This window comes from Acetomicrobium hydrogeniformans ATCC BAA-1850 (assembly GCF_000160455.2).
GTDB lineage: Bacteria > Synergistota > Synergistia > Synergistales > Acetomicrobiaceae > Acetomicrobium > Acetomicrobium thermoterrenum.
This window is the reverse complement of sequence record NZ_ACJX03000001.1, coordinates 517,881-542,583: the sequence shown is the minus strand read 5'-3', so window position 1 is coordinate 542,583 and position 24,703 is coordinate 517,881. Positions and strand designations below refer to the sequence as shown.

The window sequence follows — 24,703 nt, the reverse complement described above, 5'->3', positions numbered from 1 at the left end:
ATACAAGCAATGGGTTTTTTTTACATATTTTTTCGTAATACTTTGCTGTTTGGCCTTGGCTACAATTGGATACGCCGGGGAAAAATGGATTTTGTGGCATGGGATTGAGAACGTGGGATATGTCCCGGTGATAAATGATGATGGCCATGATCTGGTTCCAATTGACGTAGTCGCCAGTATCTTGAGTTTCAAGATAAGTTCTGACGATAAGACCTTTTTGGCCCGAAATAACGGCAGTTCATTGGAGTTAGTTATAGGAGCATCTATGGCAAAAAGCAATGGTCATAATATTATTCCCCTTCCCTTTATGCCTTTATACAAAGAAGGGCATTGGTGGTTGGAAGCAAATACTGCGTTGAAATTATTGAAGCCTCTGGTTGGCGATGACAAAGAACTAAAATGGGCTGGCAAGTCAGAGGAGGACAAGGGCCAGAGTGCCGCCGTTATCCCTATTCTTGGGAAGGATGCAAACGTGCCTTCGAAAAATGTCATTAAAGAAAACAGTAACACCATAGTATCGCGGAATAAAGTTAAAGGATTGCGCTGGGGACAGTGGGAGGATAGAGTGAGGTTAGTTATCGATTTATCCTCTGAGGCATCGCCCTTTGTCGATAGAAGTTCCCCTAACAAGCTGACTCTTCGATTTGAAGGATTTACCCTCGATCAGGTTTACGGAGACGATATTAAAAGCGGAGATTTTCCTGAGATTGCCGTTGAGCAAAAAGGCGGTGCGGTGGTCATTGACATTTTTTATAAATCTGACAGAATTTCTTACTTTAGTCTTCCTTCTCCACCCAGATACGTAGTGGATTTCTTCGGCTACGGGACAAAGAGGGGTGAGAGTCCGTCTCTTAAAGTTTCGGGGAATCCTTCTTTGGCTCCCGCTTCACAAGAGAGCGTTGAAGTATACGCGCCAAATAAAAAAGCGACGTTTCCTGTAGTAGTCATAGATGCAGGTCATGGGGGCAAGGATCCTGGTGCCGTTGCAAACGGCTATAAAGAAAAAGATATAAACCTTAAAGTTGCAGAGGGTCTTGCAAATGTGCTTAAAAAACGGGGCATTAGCGCTCGCCTCACTCGTTCGCGCGATATATACCTTCGATTGGACGAAAGGACGAAGTTGGCAAACGATTGGGATGGGGATTTGTTTGTAAGTTTACATTGCAATGCCCTGCCTGCAGGCAGAACCGCTAAGGGAATCGAAATTTATATAATGGCCTTGCCTAGCGACGAGGATGCCATGAAACTTGCACTTATAGAAAACAAGGAATTGGGAGAAGGGGTTACGGATGCTAACAGTATAGCCGATAAGCGTACGAAACTTTTGTTACAAATATTAGGAGATATGGAGCAAAATGTAAAGATAGAGCAGAGCCTATCCTTTGCCGAAGTTTTGTTTAAGGCGGGCAAAAATTCCGGTTTAAATATGCGCCGAGTGGCCCAGGCGCCCTTTTTTGTTTTAAGAGGAGCGACAATGCCGGCAGTATTAGTTGAAATGGGTTTTTTGACGGATAAATCGGAAGCCGCCTTGTTGGCTAATCCCAATTATCAAAAAAGGCTTGCTGAAAGTTTAGCTGATGGTATAGAGTCGTATTTACGCAATATGTGAGGTTTAGGAGGGTCGTTTTTCATGGATAATAATGAACTGCCGCGAAGACGAGACAGAGAACAAAAAAAAGTTCCCCAAAAAGCTCCCTTACCATATAGAATAATCGCATGGACATGTCTTATCATGATTTTGTTTGGTTTGGGTTATTATGGTTCGGGACTAATTGTCAGAATATTTGGCAAGAAATTGAACGTTCAACAAACTATTTCCATGGAAGAACAGGCACAAAAATTCGATGAAATTAATGACTTTGGGACCCATATAGCCGAAGTAACGCTTTTTCTGCCGGATAACGGCTCTCTAAGCGTGGTCGGTTATAGGATAGTTCCGAGTATTCCCGAAGAAAATGTCACCTCCAGTGTTGAAAAGTGGCTGTCACTGATGGCGGCCAAGGGCCTTGTCGATGGGAACAGTCGCGTCCTTCATGTCTTTCGCAATGGAGAAATTCTTTATTTAGACATGAACACCCCCTTTTACTCATCTTTGCAAAAGCTCGACAGAGAGAGAGCATTGCTTTTTATGACAGCCTTACTTCGGACTGTCATAGATAATTTCGATCCAATCAAAGAAGTAAAATTTTTGATCGAGGGTAAAGATGCCGCAATGACAGATCCTGTGGATCTTTCCGTTACATGGCGATTGGCGCCCAAATTTTGATTATAAGTTTTTATGACGTCCTTTGTCTCTGGGGGGATTGCTCTTTGGTCAATAATAAAGTAGTATTTGCAAGCAAAAACAAAGGCAAATATAACGAAATGGTCGTTTTGTTCGGTGAAGCGCCTGTAGAATTGGTATTTGCCCCCGATTTAATGGACATTGATGTTGAGGAGTACGGTAATTCCTATTCGGAAAATGCTCTTCTCAAGGCTTCGGTTTGGGCCAAAGCTCTAGGCATGCCGGCCTTGGCCGATGACAGCGGATTAGAAGTAGATGCACTTGGGAAAAGTCCTGGAGTTTATTCTTCACGAGTGGCAGAAGATGATGAATCCAGAATTGCATGGGTCTTAAATAATATGGTTGACATGAAAGAGAGGAAGGCGCGGTTTGTCGCTTCTCTGGCGTTAGTTTTGCCCAGAACGAACCAGGTATGGTTGGTGTCGGGTTTCTGTTATGGACAAATAGCCCTTTCCGGGCGAGGCGCAGAGGGATTCGGTTACGATCCTATATTTATTCCCAAGGGTTACGATAAAACATTCGCGGAACTGGGGCATGGGATTAAAAATCGCGTCTCTCACAGGTCTGTTGCCGTGAGAGCGCTTTGTGATATGCTTAATGCTCGAAGTGTGCTAAAATAACTATTCGAATGGCTTTTGCGCTATAAAAATCGTTGTGGTAGGCTCAAAAGTTTGAGCTTGTGAAAGTAACGTTATGTATTTATAAAGTAAAATATCATAAAAACATAGTTAAGGCATAGGGGGCACTAAAGATGTTTTTGTTCGTATCTCTTTTGCAAATACTGATAGCTGTTGCACTGATAGGAATTGTAATGTTACAGCGAAGAAAACAGAGCGGTTTTGCCGGCGTATTTGGCGGCGGCACTCAAGCTGATATGTCAGGCGGGCAGTGGCAGCGCCTTTCCGGTTTAAGCAAAGTAACAGTACTATTACTTGCTTCGTTCATGGTCACCTCCCTCATATTGGTCATGATGAGTGCAAGGTGAAGGATATGAAGAATATAGAATTTTTCGAAGATGTAAGCGCTTTGCAGTTGGGCTCAAGGCCTTTCTACAGCGCCAATCACGATGAAATTATGGCGGGATATACGACCGACGTTTATTTTGTCAAAACAAGGGATCTTCTGCGAGAAAACGGCACCTTGGATGTGCCGGTGGTTGCGGAAATATTTTCAAAAGAAGCAGGCGTTTTTGCCGGTCTATCTGAGGTTTTGTCTTTGTTACGGGGCAAGGGCGTAGAAGTTTATTCTTTAGATGAGGGAATGTCTTTTTCTCCTAAGGAAGTGGTGTGCAGAATTCACGGTCTCTACAGTGCATTTGGAATGTACGAAACAGTGATTTTGGGATTTTTAGCAGCATCGAGCGGGTGGGCAACCGCTGCTAGGGAATGCGTTAGAGCAGCAAATGGAAGACCTGTATTATGTTTTGGAGCTCGGCATGTTCATCCGGCAGTTGCCCCCGTTATGGAGAGGGTTGCCTTAGATGCCGGAGGTTGTGCAGGCGCGAGTTGTATATTGGGAGCAAAGATGGCCAAGGCAGAACCGCAAGGAACGATACCTCATGCTGCTGTGTTGATAGTGGGAGATACAGTAAAAACCGCGTTATTATACAATAGTATATTGCCTGAGCGAGAATCAAGGATTATTTTGGTCGATACTTTTAAAGACGAAGCCGAAGAATCGCTCTTGGTTGCGCGAGCATTAAAGAAAGATCTTCACGGCGTACGTTTGGATACTCCCGGAGAGCGCGGAGGGGTATCGCCTGCTCTGGTACGAGAGGTTCGGTGGAGATTGGACGTCGAGGGATTTAACCATGTCAAAATTGTCGTTTCCGGTGGCCTCAATCCTGAAAGGATTAAGTTACTTTTGCATGCAGGTGCAGATGTCTTTGGAGTTGGAAGTTATATAGCTCATGGAACTCCGAGAGATATGACGATGGATCTCAAGATGATCGACGGAAAACCCATCGCGAAAAGGGGCAGATTGCCTGGCATAGAGGATAATCCAAGGCTTAGGAGATTTTTGTAAGAAAACAAAGGCCATGTTTAACCTATCAAGGTCCGATTGTGGTGTATTTCTTGACATAAGGGGCTAAGGTTGGATAGAATAACTCCGCTGTCGAGAATTCGTCGTTTGAGAAAATTATGCGCTTTGTGTTTGTTGTATAGGTAAAGTATCGTCAGTATCAGCCGAATAAAATATATTATCGATCGTAGAGGGTTTTTTACTGCGAGGAAAGTTAAGGAGGAACTTCACATGCAAGGATACAAGACTTTTATGACGAAGCCGAAAGAGGTGGAACAACAGCGTAAATGGTATGTAATAGACGCTACCGATGTGCCTTTGGGAAGACTTGCGGCATGCATCGCTCCCATATTGATGGGAAAACATAAGCCGAATTATACTCCTCATGTAGATACAGGGGATTTTGTAATTGTCGTTAACGCCGCCAATGTAAAACTGACCGGCAAGAAGGGCGTCCAATCAGTTGTATATAGTTATAGCGGGTATAAGGGAGGACTTAAATCTACGCCCTACAATGTGCTTCTGGAGAAAAAACCCGAGCGTCTTATAGAGAGGGTCGTTAAGGGGATGTTACCTCGCAATAAGCTAAAATATCATAGGAAGCTGAAAGTATATGCCGGCCCCGATCACCCTCATGAAGCGCAGAAACCAGAAGCTTTGGATATTTAAGTTTCTGTTTTGTTTATGTAATTTTTAAAAGTTTTTATTAAAAAGGAGGAAGAGATCTTTGTCGTCACCAACGTATTATTGGGGTACAGGTAGAAGAAAAGAGTCAATTGCTAGGGTACGTGTTCGTCCCGGAGAGGGACAAATCGTTATAAATGGACGAAGCATTGAAGACTATTTTCCAAGGCAATTGTGGAGGCTTCACGCCTTGGAGCCTCTAAAAGTTTCCGGAATGGAAGGAAAAATAGATGTATTCATTAAAGCTCAAGGCGGGGGTTTAAGCGGTCAGGCCGGAGCGGTAAGGCTTGGAATAGCCAGAGCTTTGTTGTCCTTAGATCCTGAAATGAGGCCTGTATTGAAAAAAGCAGACCTCCTTGCCCGCGATCCTAGAATGGTAGAAAGAAAGAAGTTCGGGAGAAGAAAGGCAAGGGCACTTTATCAATACTCAAAGAGGTAAATTTAATTCGTTTTTCGCCAATTTATGGCTTGGCGGTCAACGGATAGATGCAAAGGATTAATATTGTAGCGATAGTTACAAACCACACAGACGGAGATCGTGATTCTCCGTCTGTAATCTTTTGCAACCAAGTTAATTTTTTATATCGAGTTATCGATGTATTGGAATTCAATATTTTGAAAATTAAAACTCATATTTTTTCCCTTTACAAAAACCGGCAAATAGATTATCCTTTTTCTCCAGACTGAATAGTCGGGAGGTTGAGTTTTGAAGGACACCAGAGACTGCATCATAAGCGCAGCGCGCCATTTGTTTGCACAACAGGGATTTCACGGGACTAGCGTAGATTCCATTGCAAAGAAAGCAGGCGTTAGCAAAGGGGCTTTATATTGGCACTTTAGCGATAAGTTTGAGCTGTATAGCACTGTTTTAGTGTTGGAAATTGATAGAATGAAGGATATTTTTAAGTCGACCTTCGAAGACGCAACTGATGCCAAGGAGTTTATACAGAGAAGAGGCATGCTCATTTTAATGGCCTTTGAAAGAGACCCCGAGACCATGCTTATCTGGATGGATCTTTTGATTCAGGCGAAACGGGGGAAAGAAGAATTTAAGAATATGGCAAAAGACCTTGCCTCATGTATAAAAAAATCGATGGACGAAGGAGTGTGCATCGATTTGGCTGACGAGAGACAAGAGTCTGTATTTTTACTGTTGCGCTTGGTCGTGTTCGGTCTTTTATTATGCCAAGGTAGTGTTTTGGACACTGATGAAGTTATAGATAGCTGGAAACAAATAGTCGATTTGGTTATGAGAGGAGATGAGCAATGAAGGTGGCAAAATTCATGGAAAGACGTTTTTTATTGATAATAGGTTTTTGCTCTTTGATTTTCCTGGTGCTTGTTATGGATAAAAACGCTTGGGGGCAAGATGCTCAATCCAATGTCAAGTATAATTTGGACAACTTAATTTCAATAGCAGAAGAGCATAATCCCGTACTAAAAGCAGCACAGGAGCAGCTCAATCAGGTGAGGGCTCAAGAACTGCAAAGTGCCTCCCAATTGGCGCCTAGGCTTGATTCGAGCTTAACGTATATGCACCAATACGGAGGAGGTATGACGGATTCGAAGTACAGAGATACCTACAAGGCAGCGTTAACCCTGACGCATACTCTCTACAGCGGTGACGGCCTTGAGGCTTCGTTAAGGGCTGCCACGTTGAATCGTCAAGCCTTAGAGGCAGATGTCTTACGCACTAAACAAACAATCAGAAATGATGTGCAAAACGCCTATTACGATTTGCAGAGAGCGAGGGCTCAGCTACAAGTTGCTCAGGAAAGCTATGATTTGGCACTAGAGCATTTAAAACAGGCGCAATCGCTTTACAATCAAGGTGTTGTGGCCATCAATGAAGTCCTTAGAACTCAAGTCGATGTTTCGTCTGCCGAATTGAATTTAATTCAGGCTAAAAATGGTACACAAGTTGCCTTAAGTGCTCTGGAAAAGGCTGTCGGGATTCCGCTTTCACATGACATGGTTCCTGAAGTAGCTCCTAAAGAAGAATCTCTCTTAATATTGCCGCAGATAGATCCTTATAGCATTGCACTTCAATATCGCCCTGAGCTGGTTTCCTTGGAAGACTCGAGAAAAGCAGCAGAGGAGCTGGCCAAAGCTGCTGCGGGCCAGGCAAGGCCTAATATATATCTGCAGGGAGAGGTATCTTATTACGAAGATGAGTTTTTCCCAAATGAGGACGACTGGAATGTATCGATCATCGCCTCTTGGAGATTGTACGATCGGGGAGAGGTAAAGAACAAGATAGAGGAAAATAAGGCTATGGCCCGGGAATTACTTGCCAGGATTGATGATCTCAGGAATCAAATTCGTCTAGAGGTATCCACAGCGTGGCAGAACTTGGAATCGGCGTTGCAAAGCGTTCGCGTAGCCGAGGATCAAGTCACTATAGCAGAAGAGGATTATCGAATGGCGTTGAGACGTTATGTCGAGCAAGTGGGCACTAACATAGACGTTTTAGATGCAAGAACGGCGTTGACGGATGCCAATACCAACTTTGTAAATGCAATATATGACGCTTATTCAGCTTACAGCGACCTGATCTATGCAATGGGCATAATGGATGAAAGTGTGTTTGACGATCTTAATGAAAATGAAGCAGTGAATGGGGAGGTAGCTAAATGAAGATCAAAACAGTCGTTATAGCCGTAATAGCAGTAGCCTTAGCATCAATAATCGGTCTGAGGGTGTTTAGCAATGACAAAACGACCGAGCAGCCTGGTGTGCCAACCCCCCAACAGAGTGCGATAAACGTTTCCGTAGTCAAGCCAACTTTAATGGAATTTGAGGATATCATAACTTTTGTTGGAACGGTAGAGCCGCAAGAAAAGGCAATGATTACATCTAAAGTGACCAATAACGTGACAGTTTTAGAAGTTTATGTTGATGTCGGATCGGAATTAAAAAAGGGTGACCCTTTGGCAAAATTAGATGATAGCCTGGTCAACCGACAAATTGAAGAGGCTAAGGCTGCAGTCGCTGCCGCAAGGGCTGCGATATCGCAGGCAAAAAGTCAATTGCAGACCACTGAGAAAGATTATGTGCGTTATAAAAATTTATATGAGGAGCAAGTTATAAGTCGCCAACAGTTGGATCAAATAGAAGGACAGTATGAAGTGGAAAAGGCCAAACTCGAGCAGGCCCAAAGGCAGCTCGATCAGGCCCAGGCCCAGCTGAGGCAGCTTCAAATTATGAGAGAATATCACAGTATCGTCTCTCCCGTAGACGGAGTTATCGCTGAAAGACATATAGATCCTGGCGATACCGTTAGCGTCGGGAGTACTTGTTTTACGGTTTCAAGGCAGGAAACAGTTAAGATAATTGGGACGGTAACGGAAAACGACTATCCAAGGATTAAATTAGGGCAAGTTGCCCTTGTAAAAGTAGATGCATTTCCAAACATGACTTTTGAGGCCGAAGTGGTGCGAATTAGCCCAATGCTTGATTCGGTCACAAGGACCGGAGAAGTTGAAGTGTGGCTTTCATCTGAAGGAATATTAAAGCCAGGGATGTTCGCCAGGACTGAGGTCATAGTAGGCAAGCATGAAGGACTTTCCCTTCCCAGGGAGGCGGTAAAACAATTGCCGGGAACAGGTGAATGGTATTGCTTCGTTGTAACGCCCGATAAAAAGGCAAAGCAGGTTTTCGTTAGACGTGGCATAGAGAGCGGTAATTTGGTAGAAATTATTGAAGGACTTAAAGCGGAAGACAATGTAATATCGCCTGTTGTTCGCGCCATTGGAGACGGGGTATCTGTGGAGGTGGTAGGTCAATGAACCTTTGGGAAATAGCGGTAAAAAGACCTACTGCCACCCTAATGTTCTTCTTCGCCGTACTTCTATTGGGAGCCGTCTCTTTTATCGGAATAAAGGTCGATCTTTTGCCCCAATTCGAGCCTCCCGAAATTCTTGTCATTACCACTTGGGAGGGAGCTGCTGCCAGCGACGTCGAACAGGAAATTACGGAAGAAGTGGAGGACAGAATGGCCACTATTCAAGGTCTTGACGAGATTACCTCGACTTCAAGCGACGAAGCTTCTGCCGTTGTCCTCAGATTTGAGTGGGGAGAGGATTTGGATGCCAGGATGGGCGATGCCCGGGATCAGGTAAACATTATAAGAAGAAGGCTTCCCGATGATGCTGATGATCCAATACTTATAAAAGTAACTTCCAGTGCCATGCCCGTCATGTTAGTCATATTTAAGGCAGGACCGACTTTCCCCGGACTGTATCATTTTGTGGAAAACGATGTTGGCAAGCTTATTCAACAGGTTCCGGGAGTAGGGGATGTTTCTGTCTTCGGTGGGGAGGAGCGCGAAATAAAGATACTGTTGGATGCAGAGAAGCTAAAGGCATATAATTTGTCAGCCCAACAGATTGCAAGTATATTGCAACAGGAACATTTCAATTTACCTGCAGGAAGCTTTAAAGAAGGAATGCTGGAATATCAGATAAGAGTGCCGGGCAGGTATAAACTGGTAAACGAGATAGGTTACGCTATTGTCGGCACCACCGACGGTAAGCCCGTGTATCTCAAGGATGTAGCGACCGTGGAGGACGGATACAAGGACGCGTCTACCTTTGGTTGGTTTGACGGTGCCCGTTCCGTCGTTATGATGATCACAAAAAACACCGATGCCAATACAGTTCAAGTCAGTAATGGCGTAAAGGCCCGCCTGGAAGAGCTTAAAGGATCTATATTTCCCTCCGATGTGGATTACGTCATCGGTTACGATCAATCGGAGTTTATACTGAACTCACTTAAACAATTGGCCACTACCCTGCTATATGGCATTGTCCTGGTCTTTCTGGTAACATATGTATTTTTGCGCAGATTGCCAGGAACGCTTGCGGTATGTGGAGCCATTCCCTTTTCGTTGATCGCTACGTTTATCGCTATGAGAATCTTGGGATACACCGTTAATTTAATGACATTGTCGGCTCTTACGGTTGCTTGCGGCATGGTAGTCGACAACGCAATTGTTACGACAGATCAGGTTATTTATCACATTAAGATGGGGGAAAAGCGCCAGATCGCTTCCATGTTAGGCGCAGGCGAGGTGGGGAGCTCCTTAATAGCGTCCACGCTGACGACTCTGGCCGTGCTGTTGCCGTTGATATTTATTACAGGCTTGGTAGGCATATTTTTCTCTTCTCTGTCGGTGGTCATGAGCCTTGCTATAGTGTCATCCTTGGTCGTTTCTTTAAGTTTTATACCGATGGTTGGAAGTAAGACTTTTAAATCTCAAGAAGACAAGCTTTTCATTCATAGATATTCCAAGCGTATCTTGACTTTGCTTGAGCGCAATTACGCTTTGTTAATTGATTGGGCTTTACGCAACAGAAAAAAGATCATAGGATTAGCGTTGCTCTGTGCAGTTTTTACAGTTGTAGGTTTTACCCGCATAGGAACAGAGTTAATACCAAAGTCAGATACGGGAAGTGTACGCGTTAATTTCAGGCTCCCTGAAGGCACGAGGGTGGAAGAGACGGAAAGAGTGGCAAAAGATGTCATGGCTTACGCATTGGATAACATCCCGGAGCTTGAAAACGTCTACATATATGGAGGCAGTTTCGGAGACGGTATGAGTGCTTTAAGGGGAGAATCATCAAATACTGGTACTGTTGGCATCGAGCTCGTGTCTAAGGGAGAAAGAGAGCGCTCGGGCTTTCAAGTGGCAGCTCAAGTAAGGCAATATTTAAACGCAAAGGCTGGTTTTGAAGCGGTAAGCGCAAACGTCAGTTCGCCTATCATGGCTGGCGGGAGTTCCAAGCCGATAGTAATTGAGTTGTACGGAGACGATGTAAATGAATTGCTCAAAATTGGAGACGAAATAAAGAAAAGGGTCGAAGGAATTCCGGGAGCTGTAGATATAGAAATTACCCAAAAAGCAAGCAGGCCGGAAATTTGGGTCGACGTAGACAAAGAAAGGGCTTCACTGTTGGGTGTTCCGACGAGTAACGTTGCTCAAGCTTTACGGGCCTATTACTATGGCGTTCAGTTGGATGAAGATTATTGGGAAGGAGAGGATAACTACGAGGTGTGGCTGCGGTTGCAACCTGATCAAAGGCATTCTTGGGATACCTTAAATAAGTTGCTTGTGCCATCGGTGACGGGGGATATGATTCGATTGACAAATTTGGCAACAATTAAAGAAGAATTAGGGCCTCCGGAAATTCACAGAAAAAACAGGCAACGTTACATCACTATAGAGCTTGATACTGAAGGCCGTTCCGTTGGCAATGTTGCAACGGATATCGAAAAGGCACTTAAAGAAATAGAGTTGCCCGCCGGAATGAGGACGGAAATAACCGGCGATGTTGAAGATATGAAAGAAACGTTTTTGCAAATGGGTCTTTTGATCTTGCTTGGGGTTGTCTTGGTTTACATGATAATGGCAGGGCAATACGAAGCATTTTTGGACCCCTTCATCATAATGTTTAGCGTTCCCTTTGCCTTAACGGGTGCGGTAGGAGCGTTGTTGTTAACCGGGTCATATCTTTCGTTGCAGGGCCTGCTGGGCATAGTCATGTTGATAGGAACAGTGGTTAACAATGCAATAGTTTTGGTGGATTACGTGAATTTGCTTCGTGCCAGGGGGTATGTTATGCACGATGCTTTGGTAGAAGGAGGGTCAAGGAGGCTGCGGCCAATTTTAATGACCACCCTTACTACGGTATTGGGCATGTTGCCTATGGCTTTAAGTCAGGGAGAAGGTGCCGAGATATGGAGGCCCTTGGCGGTATCGGTCATTGGCGGTTTGTCCTTTTCGACGTTGGTTACCCTGGTGTTGATTCCGGTAGTATACAGTTTGGTCGAGGAAAAGATACGCCGACGACCGAGGTTTGTTGAGGCAAAGGGAGGAACGTCACGATGAAGTTCGTTTGGATATTTTGCAATCAAAGCATAGCTCCCGAAATAATCGAATTACTGGAGTCGATTGAAGTCGACGGCTATACTGTATGGAGACATGTATTGGGCCATCACCGCGGATGTCGTACACATTGGGCCGATGCAGTTTGGCCTGGTGAGAATTGGGCCATACTCGTAGTGGAAAATGCCGGAAAGGCTTGGTATTTAACCGAAGAGCTTAAGAAGATGAAGCAACGACGAGCGATTCATCATGCTGGTTTGCGTGTCTTTGTACAAGATGGAGAGCTTATGGTATAATTTTCCCCGAGAGCCGGTGTAGCTCAATCGGCAGAGCAGCTGACTTGTAATCAGCAGGTTGGCGGTTCAAGTCCGCCCGCCGGCTCCAAAAAATTGGCAAAAAGAGCAATCAGTGAGTTGATTGCTCTTTTTATTTTTTTAATCCAAACTCTGTTGTATTTTAGGTGATCGGGTAATAATATAAAAACGTGCCTGTCAAAGTGAAGCTATTTTTCTATAAATTTATGTTTATTAATAGGGAGGGTTTAATATGCTAAAGCCACAAAAACTGGTGATGATACCCGGACCCACTCCAGTTGTGCGCTCTATTCAGGACCAAATGGGACGCGAGACGGTAGCTTTTGGAGACCCCGATTTTATTGAAGATTTTAAAAACGTGGTAAAAGATTTGCGCGAACTCTGGCAGTGCAGCGGGCAGACCTTTGTTATCGCTGGGTCAGGTACGTTGGCCATGGAAATGGCTGTAGCGAACGTCTCTAAACCTGGAGACAAGGCGCTTGTGTGTTCAAACGGCTTTTTTGGCGATAGATTTGCCGAAATATGCAAAAAGCGCGGCCTTAATGTCGATGTAATTAAGGCAAGGTGGGGAAGCTCTGTAACCTCTGAGGAAGTTAAAGAAAGACTGTCTAAAGAAAAATACGACCTAGTTACTGTTACCCATGTTGAGACATCGACAGGAGTTATGGCGCCGATAGGGGAGATAGGCAAGGTTGTTCAAGATCATGGAGCCATATTTGTGGTCGATGGCGTTGCTGCATCGGGCGGAGCCGAGGAGTACGTCGATCCTATGGGCATTGATGTGTTGATAAGCTGTTCTCAAAAGGCTTTTGGGGTTGCTCCCGGTTTAGCTCTGTTGTGGGCTTCAAAAAAGGCGCTGGATAAACGAAAAAGCCTGGGAACAATAGTTGATTCGTATATGGATTTTGAGAAATGGTTGCCGGTGATGGAAGACCCTTCCAAATATTGGGGTACCCCTCCCATTAATTTGATATGGGCCTTAAAACAATCTCTTGAAATAATAAAATCGGAGGGGATCAAGGAAAGATATGCTCGCCATGTTAGGCATGCTACCCTTTTTGATGAGGCCATTTCTTCAATGGGATTTTCGATATTGGCCGACGAGGGGTATCGAGCTCCAACGTTGTCGGTTTACCTATATCCCGGCGAGTTTAATATAGATGACTCCAAATTCAGATCTCTAGTGGCAGAGGAAGGTGCCTATATTGCTGGTTGTCTTGGAGATTATGCAGGAAAGGGATTCAGGATGGGGCATATGGGCAACATCGATAAACACATATTGATTTCGGCAGTGGCGTCAATAGAGAGAGCGGCTATGCGCAGTGGAATTAAACTGGAGCCGGGCAAGGCCCTGGGGAAACTGCAAAGAGGTTTTGTTGAAGAAAGTATGTAAAATAAAGCAGAATAGATCTAGACGCCTTAGCAATATTATGGTATCTTAATCATCGCAAAGCCGGGGTGGCGGAATTGGTAGACGCAGTGGACTCAAAATCCACCGGTACTCGGTACTGTGCGGGTTCGAGTCCCGCCCCCGGCACCAGTAAGAACTAAAACGCCCCTTACTCGTTAAGTCAGAGTTAAGGGGCGTTTATCTTTATAAATTAGCTTCCTGTTGTCTCCTTGACTTTGATCTATTGACGGACAAACTACAGGGATTGCTCTCGCACAAAAGGCATTTACTGCCAGCTTTGGATTCGGTGGGGATATCGTGGGAATTGGCGGATACCTTCAACGATGATGGTTATCCCAAACCTTATAGCGTTGCTTGGGTTGGCGAAAATAGTATTTAAGTAAGTCGAAACCTTAGCAAATGAGGAAACGGATGGGGTGCAAAAATACCCATCGAATGATAGGCATTCAAGCAAATAGGTAGGAATAAGGTTTTCTTTTAAGCGAAAGGATCTATTATTAAAATATCGGCTTCACTCGCTTTTTGTCGTGTAAAAGGCGAAGGTTTGTTGCATCGTAATTGAAGCCGGTTTTTCTTATGTGGTGGATAGGTCGCTTTAAAAAAGATATACTACATGTAAGCTGTGGTTAATGTTCAAAGGGAAAGGAAGGTAATTAATATGTCTACCGTCCTGGTTACAGGAGGCGCAGGTTTTATAGGATCTCATATAGTTGATGCCTTTATAGAAGAAGGCCACAGGGTTATCGTTATCGATAATTTGTCTCAGGGCAAATTGGAGAATCTCAATTCAAAGGCCGGGTTTTACAAGCTCGACATATGCGATTCTCGCGTGAGCGAAGTTTTCGACGAAGTTCACCCCGATTACGTTTGTCATCATGCGGCGCAAATTGACGTTAGAAAGTCAGTGGCAAACCCCATGTACGATGCCGAAGTAAATATCAAAGGCCTTTTGAATATCTTATCCTGCGCAATCAGGACAGGTGTAAAGGGGGTAATATTTGCTTCATCTGGCGGCGTTGTTTACGGAGAGCCGACACTCCTTCCCGTTTCTGAAACCCATCCAAAGGGGCCTCTTTCTCCATATGGGGTGAGTAAGCTTTCGTCGGAGTATTATTTATATTATTATAATAAGGTGTTCGGACTACCCTATATAGCACTTCGATATGCTAATGTCTATGGGCCAAGGCAAGATCCAATGGGAGAAGCGGGTGTGGTGGCTATATTTTCTAATAAAATGCTTAAAGAGGAAGTGCCTACCATATATGGAGATGGAACACAGGTGAGAGATTATGTCTATGTTGGCGATGTTGCAATGGCGAATATCCTGTCTTTACAGCGTTTGAAAGAAACGAGGGCCCCCTCATCGATAGATGACCACGCTTATAATATTGGAACATCCATAGGAACGTCGGTCAACGAATTGTATGATATCTTAAGCGATATAATTGGCTTTCAAAAAATGGCGAGGCACGATGCGCCGAGAAAGGGAGAATTGTATAAGACCTATTTAAGTATCGATAAAGCAAAGGAAGAATTAGGGTTCGTTCCCTCTGTTTCTTTGCGGGACGGCTTGAAGAGGACATTAGCTTATTTTGATAGATCAGATTTGCATTAGGATCCGGGAGTGAATTCAAATGACGATACAGGGCATAAAAAAGGACTTGGTAAAAAAGGCCGCAAAGGCAATGGTACCGCGTCTGCGAGAGGAATTCTTAAGCAAGGGAGGCCGTCAGGAGGATTTCGATGAAGCCCTCGCGATGAATAGGGTATGCTCATTTTTCGAGTCCCAGCCTCCCGTATTTTGGGATCAAATAGCAATTAGCGAAGATGCATCTTTGGATGAGATTGCACAAGACATAGCCGATAGTTTAGAAGAAGCAATATATTTGGAAAGGATGTCTGCTGAGGATATCCTTCAGATGATGAAAGAAGAGGAAGGTATTTCGCGACGGTTGAAGAATATCAGATGATATCCCGGCTTCGCGTGCGCTAATTGATTTGCCTTAAATTACTTCGAAACCAGGTCTGTAGATCAAGACCGAACAGGGCGCATGGCGTGCGATAGCTGTAGTTGTGCTCCCGACCAAGATGTGTTCCATAGTGCTGTGTCCTTTGTACCCCACGATTATAAGAGAAACTCCCATTTCACGGGCTTTGCTTATGATAACTTCCCCGGGCGATCCCTCCTCAATTAATATGGCGTGCTCATGAGAAGGGGTATCTTTAAATTGTGCCTCGGCTTTCTGGATCCAGTAGGAGATTTTTTTGTGGGCTATTTGTTTGACTTCATCTCCTATCTGTGGTGGGATCCACGGCTCATAACCGCGCCACACAGAAGACAGGCGAGGCAAGACATGAAGATAGATTATTTCGTCATTGAGCCTGTGCGCAATGTTATGAGAGTACGTTATCAAAGATTCCGACATTTTACTCAGATCTACTCCAACTAATATTTTTTTCGTCATCAATATCACCGCCTGTTTTATAGATTAGAACTTTCCTTTCGTAGTTATTGTATCACAAGCAAATCGCGATAGGATGGATAGGGCTGAATCATATCGTCGATCCAAAGTTCTGCGGCATCGCTCAGTGAGCGTATCTCATTCATTAAAGAAATCCCCTCGTTGGTTATCAAAGAAGAGCTTTCCTCGAGGCTGTAATTCGATATTTTATTTCGAAGATTTCTTAATTGCTCAAGTCTATAGTAAAGTTGTTCTTTAATATCGCACAATGATTTGATCTTGTCCTTCCAGCTTTCGAAATTGCTGTCGAGTATGGAGGTTGCCCTTTCAAATGCCTTTCCTTCCAGCGCTACCTGCTTTGAGATTGAAGGAAGTACCGCATGTCGTATTATGTCTTCCATGACGGCCATTTCGACATCTAGCGTTTTGACATATTGTTCAAGTCTTGTTTCGTAATAAGCAACGATTTCCCTGTCGGTCATAATAGAAAGGCTAGAAAGTAGTGCTCTATTTTCGGGAATTAAATAGTAGGATAAAGCGTCAGGAGTTGTGGTGGCAATGGGAAGGCCGCGACGCACAGCTTCATCGTGCCATGTCTTGTCGTAACAATTGCCTTCAAAACGCACGTTAGCGCTTTCTTTGGCTATATCGCGCAACACGTCTAGGGTGGCATCCGTTATGTCGCTATTTCCGAGTCGACTTTCTATTCTGTTGGACACCTCCTCTATTCCCCAAGCCCATACGGCGAGGAGCATTGTCAGCGGACCTGCTATAGATTGGGATGCCCCTGTGGCGCGAAACTCAAATTTGTTTCCCGTAAATGCAAGGGGAGCTGTTCGGTTACGATCGGAATTTTCCTTTTTCAGTGTGGGGAGTTTTGTCAGACCTAAATCAATAATTTCACTCGTCGGTATCTCTTCCGGAAAACCTTCCTCCAGACGTTCCAAGACGTTTGTCAGTGTGCTTCCGAGATAGACGCTCATAATAGCAGGGGGTGCCTCGAATCCGCCTAGTCTATGCATGTTGCCGGGCGAGGCTACGGAGGCCCTGAGCAAAGAGCTATATTTAGAAATTCCAAGTATAAGAGCTCCCAGGAAAGCCAGAAATTGCACGTTTTTTCTTTGGTTGTTGGTCGGTTCCAATAGGTTATATCCATCGCTATCCATCAAAGATATATTGGTATGTTTTCCGCTGCCGTTTATTCCCGCGAAAGGCTTTTCGTGTAAGAGCAATTTAAATCCATGATGAGGTGCTATTCGTTTCATGACGGTCATCATTAGCTGATTTTGATCGGTAGCTAGATTAGCATCCGTGAATTGGGGAGCAAATTCGAATTGACATGGTGCCACCTCGTCGTGTCTGGTTTTTATGGCAATGCCAAGTTTGTGTAGTTCAGCCTCGACATCTTCCATGTAAGTCAACACTCGGGGATGAATTGCTCCAAAATAGTGGTCTTCCAGCTGTTGTCCTTTGGGTGGGGGACATCCCAATAACGTGCGTCCGCACAATACTAAATCTGGGCGTTTCCTGGCCAGGCTGTCTTCTACCAAAAAAAACTCCTGTTCGGCACCGACGGTTACTTTTACCCAATGAACTCCCCTGTTGCCGAATAATCTGAGCAAACGAATAGCTCTCGCTTCTATGGCGGCTATTGCTTTAAGGAGGGGCATTTTCATGTCCAGAGGCGTCCCGTCCCAAGAAAGGAAAATAGATGGTATGCAAAGCGTACCTCCCTTTTCGGTGAGCATGACGAAAGCCGGGCTGGTGGGGTCCCAGGCGGTGTAGCCCCTTGCCTCAAAGGTGCTTCTCATTCCTCCAGAGGGGAGAGATGACGCGTCAGGTTCGCTTTGTATAAGCTCGCTTCCCGTAAAAGCTTCAAGTGGAGCCCCTTTATCGTCTAACGAAAGAAATGCCATATGTTTTTCGGCCGTGAGCTCTGTCCTTGGATGAAACCAATGGGCATAATGCGTTGCCCCAAGCGACGTGGCCCACTCTTTCATGGCAGCTGCCACTACATCTGCAATTTTAATGTTGAGTTTATGTGGTCCTCCGTTAATGGCGCTGGTCAGTTGTTCGAAGACGTTCTTGGGCAAACGTTCGCGCATTACTTTTTCATTGAAGACATGACGTCCAAAATAAGAAGTTGGCCTTTCCATGTACTACACCTCCAAAGAGTAACAACATAAAAAAAACTTATATCACATACTACCCTAGTCAGACAAGAGCTTAGTTGAAATTATTGTGTTGATCTCTCTTCAGGGACAAGGGGCGGAAAAATATTATGTCAATATATCGTAGCTACAAATTAATTCAATTGACCGATGTGTTTTGTAAAGTATAATTTAAAATAAACTTGTAAGTTGGATAAAGTAGCATGTATATCAAAATATCCTTTTAAAAGGGGTGATGAGTTATGAAAAAAATAAGTGCGACTTGGACGATCGCCTTGGTGATTTCTTTGATGTTCATATTGGGCAATGCAATAAGCGTCTTTGCTTTTCCGGCCAGGGGTGATTTGCAAAATACCGGCAATTTTCCAATAAAAGAACTTCCGAAAGGCATATTCTCATGGAAGCTGGAAACGGGATCAAAGATAACGGGTGCCCCTGTCGTGGATGGCGGAACGATATATGTGGGGAACCATAATGGAGAAGTGTATGCTATATCTCTTAATAGCGGAGAAGTAAAATGGAAATATCAGTGTGATGGTTCCATTCTTGGACCTGTTTCCACCGATGATAAAAAAGTATATGTGGGAACCTTCGCTGGAAATGTGTATGCTCTCGACAAAAAGTCCGGCACTTTCATTTGGAATGCTAAGGTAGATGGCCCTGTGATGTCGGGAACTTTTGCCTTTGGCGATACCGTTTACGTCGGATGCAACGAAGGCAGTTTCTATGCCCTCAATTCCAAAAATGGAGGATATAAATGGCAGTTTCAAGCTTATAGGGGCTTTCAAAGTATTCCGGCAATAGCTGAAGGATTTGTGTTTGTGGGAAGCTTTGGAGGACGATTTCATGCGCTAGACCCAAAAAGCGGCAGCGAGCGTTGGGGAGGCAATACAGAGGGAGCAATGAAGGGAGCCCCTCTATATGTTGACGGAAAGGTCTATTATATAACCGATAACGGTTATGTTCGTGCCGTAAAATTAAAGGGTGTCGTGCCTCTATGGCATAAGTACATTGGGGCACCCCTCGGCTCTTCTCCGGCATACGTTAGGGGAACATTATACATAGGAGGTCAGGATGGAAAATTATATGCCGTGAGCGCAGATAAGGGTGACGTTGTATGGAGCTACGAAGTTGGTAGCCCGATAAACTCTTCGCCCGTATATGCTGGCGGCGTGCTTTTCTTCGGGAGCAACGATGGCTATTTTTACGCTATAGATTCCAATAGCGGAGATTTGCTGTGGAAGTATGAAGCGGACAGTGACATCGTGGCCGATCCGTCTTTGGGAGAGGGAGCAGTCGTTTTTGCTACGATGAGAGGTACCCTATACGTCATAAAGTGATGTTACGTTGCTGAACAAGTTTGATGTAAACTTTTTCTGTAAAATAGATTTTAGCGATAGATTAGGTGGATAGCTTAATGATTGGGATGTTCCGTTTGACGAGTTTTATCTTTGGATTGGCATACGGTTCCTTTTTGAATGTAGTAGCACAGAGGACTATTGAGGGGAAGAAGTGGTGGGGAAGGGAGCGTTCTGTCTGCGAAAGCTGTGGCAGAACGCTCAGCTTTATGGATTTAATCCCCCTATTGTCTTATGTATTTCTCAAAGGTAGATGTAGAGGATGTAATGCAAAGATCGGGATTAGTTATTTGTTGGTCGAATTGATAATGGGATTTTCGATGCTTGTTTTAGCCTGGCTTTATGGGCCTACCTATGCTTTTATATTGTCTTTTGTGCTTTGGAGCTGCCTTTTTCTATCTTCTTTGACAGACATGTATTCGGGTTATGTTTACGACTGGCTGGTTTTGCCCTTTTTTGCAATTGGATTGCTCTTGAGGGTTTTTGTGAGTTGGCAAATTTTTTGGAACGGCATATTAGGTGCTTGCATATGTGGTTTTTTGATCCTACTTATTATGTACGTCAGCAAAGGCGGCATGGGTTCGGGCGATGCGATAGTTGCTGCTGCAATTGGCGGGGCAATGGGGACATGGATGGGTTGTCTTGCGCTCTACATAAGTTTCATGTGCGGCGGTTTGACAGCCTTATCGTTATTGCTTGTACATAAAGTCGGAAGAAAAGATCATCTCCCCATGGTCCCCTTTTTTGCTATCGGCTCCTTTTGCACCTTCCTTTTTGGAGCCAAAATATTGGCTTTTCTTGACATTTCACCGGGTTGGCCCTGGATTTTTTAGAATATGCTTCTTTAGGTAATTTACCATATCGATTAAAGGCGATATCGAAGGAATGCCGTTAACAGTTCTAAAAGAATGGTCAACTCCTTCGAGGACGATGAAGTCTCGTTTTGTGGGCGTTAATTCAAACAGCCTCCTACATGCTTCCTTAGCAAAGGTTTCATCAAGGCTGCCGTAAAAGGCATAGACATTTTCCGCATTCGTATTTTTCGCTGCCTCCAGAAGCATTTCTTGACAGGGCAGAGAGTCCAAAATAGGCTCGTGAAACGACGGCCCGTTTTCCGGGCGTATCTCGTCTCCGCTCCCGGAGAGTATCAAACCTTCGATCTTGGGAAAGGTGGTTATAGGGTTTTTCAGGCCAGCCCGTTCTAAAACTTTTTTATAAATTCCGCCCGTCAAAATCAGAAAATGCAAACCTCCCAGAGAAAAACCCCATAGCCATAACTCAGGCCATCTGAGATCATCATGTATGAACGAAATAGCACTCGCCACGTCAAATAAGTCCATGGCATAGGTTTTTCCCTTAAAGGCATCCATTATCCATCTGTTTCTATCGTTGCCATAGGCATCCCTGTCTCTGGTTTTTCTGCTGGTTTCAATGGTCAGGACATTTATGGATTCCTGCGCAAGCAAGCGTGCCAGAACGCCGTATTTGTTTCCCTCTGCCAGATTGGCGCAGCCGTGCACTCCGTGCAAAAGCAAGACCAGGGGAAATGACTTTGAAATAATGTACCCCTGGATCAAGACCCTTTTGTCTCCGAAAGATCCTCGCGCGCAATGAGATATGATCTCCATTTTTTCGGTCATAATTGAGATGTCATCTCCTCAAGAAAGGTGCGCACTTCTGTTGCATCTTTCATCAACAAAGCTTTTTGCGTAATCTCTTTAGCTCTTCCCAAGCTGGTTTTTCGTGTAAGTCTTTTGATCTTTGGAATTGCCGGAGGTGACATAGAAAGTTCGTCGAACTCCATCCCAATGAGTATTGGAAGAGCTAAAGGGTCGCCGGCCATTTCGCCACACATTCCAAGCTCAATTTTGTGTTTTTTTGCTGCCTTTGCAGTCATGTCGATAAGCTTGAGAACTGCAGGATGCAGGTGATCGTACCATCGGGATATCTTCGCGTTTCCTCTGTCCACTGCCAATGTATATTGAGTTAAATCGTTGGTTCCAATGGAGAAGAAGTCAACCTCCTTTGCAAGCTCATCTGCCATAAGAGCTGCGGAGGGTATTTCTATCATTATTCCTATTTTTGCCGATCCCTGTTCTATTCCCTCCTCCTTCAGTTGTCGGGCTGCTTTTCGGAGCAGGTCTTTTGCCCTTTTTACCTCCCATAGAGAAGAGATCATAGGGAACATTATGTAAAGATTTCCGTAGGTTGCGCTTCTCAGTAAAGCCCGGAGTTGTGTCAAAAGCAAACCTTCCTCGGTGATGCCAATCCGAATGGCGCGATAGCCCAAAAAGGGATTGTCTTCCTTCGGTATGTTGAGATATGGAATCTCCTTATCACCGCCGGCATCCATCGTTCTGATTACTACAGGGTTGGGGTTCATTTCCGCCAAAGCCTTGCTATAGGCTTCAAATTGCTCATCTTCACCGGGAGGATTGTTTCTGTTCATGAAAAGAAATTCCGTTCGGAATAAACCTATACCCTTTCCTCCAAAGGATAAAACGCTGCTCACCTCGTTTGGATGAGCTATGTTGCCCCACAACTCTAGCTTGAAACCGTCTGAGGTGATTGCAGGAGCATCTTTTAGGCTCATGGCTTCCTCTTGCTCTTTTTTGAGTTCCTCTACCTTTCTTTTGACCTGCGAAAGCGTTTCAGGAGAGGGATTTATCGTTACTTCCCCTTTTGTGCCGTCGATTATGATAACGTTATTGTCGGAGATTGTGCTTATATCTATTCCGGATACAGCCGGCAAATCTAATGACTTGGCTATTATGGCCATGTGAGATGTTGGGCCTCCGTGTAGGAGCACTAAGCCGACGACATTGTTTCCCGATATGGCGATTAATTCCGAGGGAGCCAGGTCGCTGGCGACGACTATAGTTGATTCCTCTCGTCCCATCGATTCAAGATCTTTTGCTCCCAATAAGTTTCTGAATAGCCTGCTGCCCACATCTTCTACGTCTGCAGCCCTTTCTCTTAAATAGGGGTCAGGTATATCTTCAAACATCTTTTTTATCTTCATAGTGGCCGTGTAAACGGCGTCCTCTGCAGAATGGCCTTCCCTTATGGTGTTTTCAATTTCTTGAATGAACATGGGGTCTTCAAGCATCAGCATGTGAGCCTCTATAATTCCCGCCTTCTCCTCTCCCAGCTTCTTTTTGGTTCTATCCTTCAGTTTTTCGAGGGATTCCCTCGTTTTTTTAATGGCTTCCTTTAGGCGGGATAGCTCTTTTTCGATGTCTTCGGTTTTAATGACGATGTTTCTTTGCTCAAAGGGTATGGTCGTGTATGTAAAAGCGTATCCATAGGAAAGACCAGGAGATAGGGGAGTACCCTTTAATTTAATTTCTGCCATGATTGACCCTCCTGTTATTTATGTGATATCTGTATTATGTTACAAGCGAAGGTAAAAATAAACAAATTTGTTGCACAGGAGATTAAAAATGTCGGTTCAACTGACGGTTGTGCTAAACCCCTCCGGTGACCTGGATCGCATAGATACTTGGATCGTGGTCGATATCTTACGGGCTACCACGACAATAGTGACATTTTTTGAGATGGGCGGCAAGGTCCTTTTGCCTGTAGAAGATGTAGAAGAGGCCTACAGCCTAAAGTCTAAACTTGGCGGAAAATGGCTTTTAATGGGAGAAAGAAAAAGCCTTCCTCCTCCCGGTTTCGATTGCGGCAATTCTCCGATTGAATTGCTTCGATATAACCTAAGAGATTTTCACGGGGCCATAATGACGACTACCAACGGAACTAAAGCATTGTTACGCGCTGCGGCTTCTTCGGATATCGTGTTTGCAGGCTGCTCCAGAAACGCCACCGCTGTAGTTGAAGCTGCTATCGAAAGGGGCAACAAAATAGGCATACTTTGCGCCGGCAGGTTCAACCGAGCAATGATAGATGACACCGCCTGTGCCGGTATGATGGCGGAAATTACAAAGAATAAAATCCAAAGTTTGAAGTTAAACGATGGAGCAAAGATAGCGATAGCCACTTGGGAATATTACGATAAAAATTTAATGCGTGCCCTGACGGATGCAGAGCACGCATTAAGCTTGAAGGATTTGGGCCTATGGAACGACGTTGAATACGCTTCCCGTATTGACGAAAGCCATACGATTCCACGGCTTACCCTGTGGAATAATTTGCCTGCTATAACGGTTTAATCCTTTTTTGGGTTTTAATATTTACGTCTGAAGCGCAGGGCATCGAAGACTATGCGATCTATACCTTTGAAGTCGTGATCCCTTACGGCTTCCACTTTTTGCATTTCGTCGATTATTTCCTTTAATTCGTCTAATTCTTGCCTTGCCATACTTCCGGTTTCGCTTAATTCCATAACCTGGAGAAAATCCTCCGGAAGACGTTGGGTGAAAAAACCGAAGGCGATGGTAATATGGGTTATCCAGTCGATGAGTTCGTCAGATTTGGCCCATGGTTCTACTATATACAATGCTGTCAGCATGGATTGAACTTCCTCTTCGTCAGGTTCCTCAGGCTCATCCCAAATGCCCAAAGCATAGAAAGGAGCATCCGGATCACCTTCCAATGCGCTGACCAAGGCTTCGTAAGAGTTCCAGCTCATTCCGTCCAATTGATATAGAGCTATCGCCTTTGCGTGCAGAGCAACGGCTGAAGGGTTTTCCTCCTGGCAGATCATCTCCAATATTTCTCTGTAGCGGTCCATCATCAACAACGACCGATAAATCGTATCTTTGGCCGTAGTTTTTCCTTCTACATCTATCTCTAGCAATTTTTGGGCAACCGACATTGCTTCTTCGTGGCGATCGTCGAAGGAAAGCGAAAAGGCAAGCCTTTCAAGGGCGGAAAGGTAAATTTCGTCATTCGCATCTTCCGTATCTCTCGTATTGTCTTTGGATTGTCCTTTCTCGTAGTTTTCGATTATCCGGTTGAGATAAAAGCGATTCTTTTCCATATCGCCATCGGATATGGCATTATCTGCCAGTAACAGCAAAGCCTCGCAATTTGTCGGGGCCAGCTCGAGGACTTTATTTGCAAGCCTTGTTGCTTCCTCATGGTTGTCTGTTGAATTAGCCATATCCAAAAGTTTTTTTACTTCTTCGCAGGTGTTCCTCTGTGTCATT

At 44.5% G+C, this 24,703-nt stretch carries 23 protein-coding genes and 2 tRNA genes; 20 read left to right on the top strand and 5 right to left on the bottom strand.

Translation table 11 applies throughout. The annotated features are described in order from the left end of the window. The first annotated feature begins 127 nt into the window (after positions 1-127). The 17 genes from HMPREF1705_RS02665 to HMPREF1705_RS02585 all read left to right on the top strand — a co-directional run bounded on the left by HMPREF1705_RS02665 (position 128) and on the right by HMPREF1705_RS02585 (position 15,571). Complete coding sequence (locus HMPREF1705_RS02665; RefSeq protein ID WP_234945466.1) at positions 128-1,609, top strand: N-acetylmuramoyl-L-alanine amidase family protein; 1,482 nt, start codon at positions 128-130, stop codon at positions 1,607-1,609. Positions 1,610-1,630: 21 nt separating this feature from the next. Next, a complete protein-coding gene (locus tag HMPREF1705_RS02660) occupies positions 1,631-2,266 on the top strand; it encodes a GerMN domain-containing protein (protein WP_009200240.1) in 636 nt (211 codons plus the stop codon). Between the two features lie 44 nt (positions 2,267-2,310). After that, positions 2,311-2,904 (top strand): RdgB/HAM1 family non-canonical purine NTP pyrophosphatase, encoded by a 594-nt coding sequence (rdgB, locus tag HMPREF1705_RS02655; RefSeq protein ID WP_040347723.1) that lies wholly within the window; start codon positions 2,311-2,313, stop codon positions 2,902-2,904. Between the two features lie 131 nt (positions 2,905-3,035). Then, a complete protein-coding gene (gene secG, locus HMPREF1705_RS02650) occupies positions 3,036-3,269 on the top strand; it encodes a preprotein translocase subunit SecG (protein WP_009200242.1) in 234 nt (77 codons plus the stop codon). 5 nt (positions 3,270-3,274) lie between these two features. Continuing rightward, positions 3,275-4,309 carry a nicotinate phosphoribosyltransferase gene (locus tag HMPREF1705_RS02645; protein ID WP_057940651.1) on the top strand — a complete coding sequence of 345 codons (1,035 nt, stop codon included), beginning with the start codon at positions 3,275-3,277 and terminating at the stop codon, positions 4,307-4,309. 228 nt (positions 4,310-4,537) lie between these two features. Continuing rightward, entirely contained in the window at positions 4,538-4,975 is a 438-nt protein-coding gene (rplM, locus tag HMPREF1705_RS02640) for a 50S ribosomal protein L13 (protein WP_057940650.1), read from the top strand. A gap of 58 nt (positions 4,976-5,033) precedes the next feature. Next, on the top strand, positions 5,034-5,429 hold the full coding sequence (gene rpsI / locus HMPREF1705_RS02635) for a 30S ribosomal protein S9 (protein ID WP_057940649.1): 396 nt from the start codon (positions 5,034-5,036) through the stop codon (positions 5,427-5,429). A 267-nt stretch (positions 5,430-5,696) separates the two neighbouring features. Next, complete coding sequence (locus tag HMPREF1705_RS02630; protein WP_009200250.1) at positions 5,697-6,260, top strand: TetR/AcrR family transcriptional regulator; 564 nt, start codon at positions 5,697-5,699, stop codon at positions 6,258-6,260. Continuing rightward, positions 6,257-7,627 (top strand): TolC family protein, encoded by a 1,371-nt coding sequence (locus HMPREF1705_RS02625; protein WP_009200251.1) that lies wholly within the window; start codon positions 6,257-6,259, stop codon positions 7,625-7,627. The genes HMPREF1705_RS02630 and HMPREF1705_RS02625 overlap by 4 nt, the downstream gene beginning before the upstream one ends. Beyond that, positions 7,624-8,778 (top strand): efflux RND transporter periplasmic adaptor subunit, encoded by a 1,155-nt coding sequence (locus HMPREF1705_RS02620; protein ID WP_009200252.1) that lies wholly within the window; start codon positions 7,624-7,626, stop codon positions 8,776-8,778. The genes HMPREF1705_RS02625 and HMPREF1705_RS02620 overlap by 4 nt, the downstream gene beginning before the upstream one ends. Further along, positions 8,775-11,879 (top strand): efflux RND transporter permease subunit, encoded by a 3,105-nt coding sequence (locus tag HMPREF1705_RS02615; RefSeq protein WP_009200253.1) that lies wholly within the window; start codon positions 8,775-8,777, stop codon positions 11,877-11,879. Before HMPREF1705_RS02620 ends, HMPREF1705_RS02615 begins: the two co-directional genes overlap by 4 nt. Next, the gene (locus tag HMPREF1705_RS02610) at positions 11,876-12,172 is read left to right on the top strand and encodes a PG0541 family transporter-associated protein (RefSeq protein ID WP_009200254.1); all 297 of its coding nucleotides are present in this window, start codon (positions 11,876-11,878) and stop codon (positions 12,170-12,172) included. Before HMPREF1705_RS02615 ends, HMPREF1705_RS02610 begins: the two co-directional genes overlap by 4 nt. A gap of 12 nt (positions 12,173-12,184) precedes the next feature. Continuing rightward, a tRNA-Thr gene (locus tag HMPREF1705_RS02605) sits at positions 12,185-12,260 on the top strand. Positions 12,261-12,422: 162 nt separating this feature from the next. Continuing rightward, a complete protein-coding gene (locus HMPREF1705_RS02600; RefSeq protein ID WP_009200255.1) occupies positions 12,423-13,583 on the top strand; it encodes a pyridoxal-phosphate-dependent aminotransferase family protein in 1,161 nt (386 codons plus the stop codon). Between the two features lie 59 nt (positions 13,584-13,642). Beyond that, positions 13,643-13,730: transfer RNA gene (locus tag HMPREF1705_RS02595), tRNA-Leu, on the top strand. Between the two features lie 529 nt (positions 13,731-14,259). Then, positions 14,260-15,216, top strand: a complete 957-nt coding sequence (locus HMPREF1705_RS02590) for an NAD-dependent epimerase/dehydratase family protein (protein WP_040347728.1) — start codon at positions 14,260-14,262, stop codon at positions 15,214-15,216. A gap of 19 nt (positions 15,217-15,235) precedes the next feature. Next, positions 15,236-15,571, top strand: coding sequence for a hypothetical protein (locus HMPREF1705_RS02585; RefSeq protein WP_009200258.1), 336 nt, complete (start codon positions 15,236-15,238; stop codon positions 15,569-15,571). A gap of 33 nt (positions 15,572-15,604) precedes the next feature. On the opposite strand, the gene HMPREF1705_RS02580 is transcribed toward HMPREF1705_RS02585, so the two are convergent. After that, positions 15,605-16,066 carry a universal stress protein gene (locus HMPREF1705_RS02580; RefSeq protein ID WP_009200259.1) on the bottom strand — a complete coding sequence of 154 codons (462 nt, stop codon included), beginning with the start codon at positions 16,064-16,066 and terminating at the stop codon, positions 15,605-15,607. Between the two features lie 44 nt (positions 16,067-16,110). Next, positions 16,111-18,219, bottom strand: a complete 2,109-nt coding sequence (locus tag HMPREF1705_RS02575) for a glutamine synthetase III family protein (RefSeq protein ID WP_057940648.1) — start codon at positions 18,217-18,219, stop codon at positions 16,111-16,113. Positions 18,220-18,476: 257 nt separating this feature from the next. Between HMPREF1705_RS02575 and HMPREF1705_RS02570 the strand changes: the two genes are divergently transcribed. Both HMPREF1705_RS02570 and HMPREF1705_RS02565 read left to right on the top strand, forming a co-directional pair. Then, a complete protein-coding gene (locus tag HMPREF1705_RS02570; protein WP_057940647.1) occupies positions 18,477-19,574 on the top strand; it encodes an outer membrane protein assembly factor BamB family protein in 1,098 nt (365 codons plus the stop codon). A 77-nt stretch (positions 19,575-19,651) separates the two neighbouring features. Further along, the gene (locus HMPREF1705_RS02565; protein WP_057940646.1) at positions 19,652-20,425 is read left to right on the top strand and encodes a prepilin peptidase; all 774 of its coding nucleotides are present in this window, start codon (positions 19,652-19,654) and stop codon (positions 20,423-20,425) included. Here HMPREF1705_RS02565 and HMPREF1705_RS02560 read toward each other — a convergent pair. Both HMPREF1705_RS02560 and ptsP read right to left on the bottom strand, forming a co-directional pair. Then, positions 20,399-21,232, bottom strand: coding sequence for an alpha/beta hydrolase (locus tag HMPREF1705_RS02560; protein WP_057940645.1), 834 nt, complete (start codon positions 21,230-21,232; stop codon positions 20,399-20,401). The genes HMPREF1705_RS02565 and HMPREF1705_RS02560 overlap by 27 nt on opposite strands. Further along, complete coding sequence (gene ptsP / locus HMPREF1705_RS02555; protein WP_009200264.1) at positions 21,229-22,947, bottom strand: phosphoenolpyruvate--protein phosphotransferase; 1,719 nt, start codon at positions 22,945-22,947, stop codon at positions 21,229-21,231. Before ptsP ends, HMPREF1705_RS02560 begins: the two co-directional genes overlap by 4 nt. Positions 22,948-23,035: 88 nt before the next feature. Here ptsP and HMPREF1705_RS02550 point away from each other — a divergent pair, with 88 nt between their 5' ends. Next, entirely contained in the window at positions 23,036-23,764 is a 729-nt protein-coding gene (locus tag HMPREF1705_RS02550; protein ID WP_009200265.1) for a 2-phosphosulfolactate phosphatase, read from the top strand. Between the two features lie 14 nt (positions 23,765-23,778). Here the strand turns inward: HMPREF1705_RS02550 and HMPREF1705_RS02545 are convergent, their stop codons facing one another. Continuing rightward, positions 23,779-24,702 (bottom strand): tetratricopeptide repeat protein, encoded by a 924-nt coding sequence (locus HMPREF1705_RS02545; protein ID WP_009200266.1) that lies wholly within the window; start codon positions 24,700-24,702, stop codon positions 23,779-23,781. Position 24,703 lies beyond the last annotated feature (1 nt).

Bases quoted from the DNA above. Each gene is read 5' to 3' on its own strand.
- HMPREF1705_RS02660 (WP_009200240.1), top strand. From the start codon at position 1,631: ATGGATAATAATGAACTGCCGCGAAGACGAGACAGAGAACAAAAAAAA.
- secG (WP_009200242.1), top strand. From the start codon at position 3,036: ATGTTTTTGTTCGTATCTCTTTTGCAAATACTGATAGCTGTTGCACTG.
- HMPREF1705_RS02645 (WP_057940651.1), top strand. From the start codon at position 3,275: ATGAAGAATATAGAATTTTTCGAAGATGTAAGCGCTTTGCAGTTGGGC.
- rplM (WP_057940650.1), top strand. From the start codon at position 4,538: ATGCAAGGATACAAGACTTTTATGACGAAGCCGAAAGAGGTGGAACAA.
- HMPREF1705_RS02625 (WP_009200251.1), top strand. From the start codon at position 6,257: ATGAAGGTGGCAAAATTCATGGAAAGACGTTTTTTATTGATAATAGGT.
- HMPREF1705_RS02620 (WP_009200252.1), top strand. From the start codon at position 7,624: ATGAAGATCAAAACAGTCGTTATAGCCGTAATAGCAGTAGCCTTAGCA.
- HMPREF1705_RS02615 (WP_009200253.1), top strand. From the start codon at position 8,775: ATGAACCTTTGGGAAATAGCGGTAAAAAGACCTACTGCCACCCTAATG.
- HMPREF1705_RS02610 (WP_009200254.1), top strand. From the start codon at position 11,876: ATGAAGTTCGTTTGGATATTTTGCAATCAAAGCATAGCTCCCGAAATA.
- HMPREF1705_RS02600 (WP_009200255.1), top strand. From the start codon at position 12,423: ATGCTAAAGCCACAAAAACTGGTGATGATACCCGGACCCACTCCAGTT.
- HMPREF1705_RS02590 (WP_040347728.1), top strand. From the start codon at position 14,260: ATGTCTACCGTCCTGGTTACAGGAGGCGCAGGTTTTATAGGATCTCAT.
- HMPREF1705_RS02585 (WP_009200258.1), top strand. From the start codon at position 15,236: ATGACGATACAGGGCATAAAAAAGGACTTGGTAAAAAAGGCCGCAAAG.
- HMPREF1705_RS02580 (WP_009200259.1), bottom strand. From the start codon at position 16,066: ATGACGAAAAAAATATTAGTTGGAGTAGATCTGAGTAAAATGTCGGAA.
- HMPREF1705_RS02575 (WP_057940648.1), bottom strand. From the start codon at position 18,219: ATGGAAAGGCCAACTTCTTATTTTGGACGTCATGTCTTCAATGAAAAA.
- HMPREF1705_RS02570 (WP_057940647.1), top strand. From the start codon at position 18,477: ATGAAAAAAATAAGTGCGACTTGGACGATCGCCTTGGTGATTTCTTTG.
- HMPREF1705_RS02565 (WP_057940646.1), top strand. From the start codon at position 19,652: ATGATTGGGATGTTCCGTTTGACGAGTTTTATCTTTGGATTGGCATAC.
- HMPREF1705_RS02560 (WP_057940645.1), bottom strand. From the start codon at position 21,232: ATGACCGAAAAAATGGAGATCATATCTCATTGCGCGCGAGGATCTTTC.
- ptsP (WP_009200264.1), bottom strand. From the start codon at position 22,947: ATGGCAGAAATTAAATTAAAGGGTACTCCCCTATCTCCTGGTCTTTCC.
- HMPREF1705_RS02550 (WP_009200265.1), top strand. From the start codon at position 23,036: ATGTCGGTTCAACTGACGGTTGTGCTAAACCCCTCCGGTGACCTGGAT.
- HMPREF1705_RS02545 (WP_009200266.1), bottom strand. From the start codon at position 24,702: ATGACACAGAGGAACACCTGCGAAGAAGTAAAAAAACTTTTGGATATG.